The following is a 1,986-nucleotide window of genomic DNA, read 5'->3' as shown; positions in this document are numbered from 1 at the left end:
GCGTTATACGTATCTGAATGATCAGCATTTTATTCCCGCTACGGTTCAAGCGCCTTACAACAGCAGTGATACTGTGATGAGATATCAATATGATAAACACGGTTATTTGCACAAAATAACCAATGAACTGGCACATGTTGCCACCATTGATAAAAGAAACCATGACGGTCAGGTATTACAGTCTACGGATGAAAATGGTGTAATAACCACGCTAACCTATCAGGATAAGGATAACAATGAACTGCCGTTATTGCCTTTATCCGTTACGGTCAATCATGCGACAACGACATATGGTTATGATGAGCATCAACATCTTGTGAGTGTTACGACTCCAGAGCAGGTAACGCTACGTTATCAAAAAACCGCTGAGGATGTGATAAGCTCAATCACCGATGGTGCCAATAATGTGCTTCGATATGACAAAGATGTGTCAGGTGAGTTATTAACGACCATTCATGATGCTTCAGGTCAGGTGGTTTATCAAAGCCCGCAGGGTACAAGGTTACGGCATAAAGTTAAGCTAACAAAAGACCTAGTGGGCAATATCACAGATGTTCAACACGATGGGATGAAAACCAGTTATCGATACAACCCCTGGGGAGAAAAGACAGACATTGATGATTCGATCAGAGGTCAAATAAAACTTCAATACAATGGTGGAGGGCAGCTGGTTAGGAAGGAAGATGCGAAGGGTCAGCGGTTTGATTATCGCTATGATGTTCTTAATCGACTAACGGAGGTTAGGGTCAATCAACAGCCACTACTTACCTATGTTTACGATAAAGGCAATTATGGTAAAGGTCGATTAACATCACTCACACGATGGCATGCTGCAAGTGCTAATACTTTAGCTAATGCGTATGATGCGCTTGGCAATGTTTTAACCCAAACATCAACCATTAATAACCATAGCTACGCTACCAGTTATACTTACAACAAAGATAATCAGATAACCTCAGTTACTTACCCCAGCGGCTTGCAAGTAGCTTATGCCTATAACCATTTGGGGGAGGTAAGCAAAGTAAGTGCAATAACTAAGATTGGCAGTATTGAGCAAACGCTTGCAGATAATATAAAACATCTTCCCTTTGGTCCTTTATCATCATTAACCTTTGGCAATGGCTTGGCGTTAAAACGTGAGTTTGATCTGCTATATCAATTAACACATCAGTCTGTGCAGAACATTACTCAAACCTTTTATGATTATGATAACAACGGTTATATAACACAAGTCAATCACACAAATAACCCAACACAAAACAAAGCCTATACTTATGATGAATTCAACCGCTTAAAGACTATAGAATCGCCAGTTATAAAGCGATCATTTGATTATGATAACTCAGGTTTTTTAATCGGAGAAAATGCGGTAGAGGCGCTTAACAGTTTTAATAAAGATGCCAATGGCAATATTACCCAGATAGATAGCTTAACTTTACACTATGATGTGCTAAACCAGATTGAACGGATTGAGGAAAACAATCAGCTTATCGCTGAATATCAGTACAATGGTTATGGTCAACGGATTACAAAGGTTATTCATGGTAAAGAAACGGTATTTATCTACGATATTGAAGGGCGATTAATTGAAATCATTACCGATAATCAAATCACTGATATTATCTATCTTGATGGCAAACCATTGGCTCAGATAACCAATGATGAGGTTTATTATTTTATCAATGACGCTGTAGGCACCCCAAACCTACTGTTTGATATAAAAGGACAGATTCAATGGCAGGCAGATAGTCAAGGCTATGAGATTAAGGAAACATTTCATAACATCACGCAAAATTTAAGATTTGCGGGGCAGTATTATGACGAAGAAAGTGGGCTTTATTACAACAATGCACGTTACTTTCACCCTAAGCTTGGTGGATATTTACAGCCTGATGCTTTAGATATTTTAGCAGGTGGAAATGTACACCCTTATGCCTATGCGAGCAATAACCCAGTTAATGTGATTGATCCAACTGGACTGTATGA

General features: G+C 39.0%; 1 protein-coding gene. It reads left to right on the top strand.

The window, feature by feature from the left end:
- Positions 1 to 1,986 (top strand): RHS repeat domain-containing protein (locus DNJ77_RS09795; protein ID WP_157966681.1); only part of this gene is annotated, 1,986 nt, incomplete at both ends.

The organism is Fastidiosibacter lacustris, from assembly GCF_003428155.1.
Taxonomy (GTDB): Bacteria; Pseudomonadota; Gammaproteobacteria; order Francisellales; family Francisellaceae; genus Caedibacter; species Caedibacter lacustris.
Note: the sequence above shows the minus strand (reverse complement) of the source record. Positions and strands in the feature narration are given on the sequence as shown.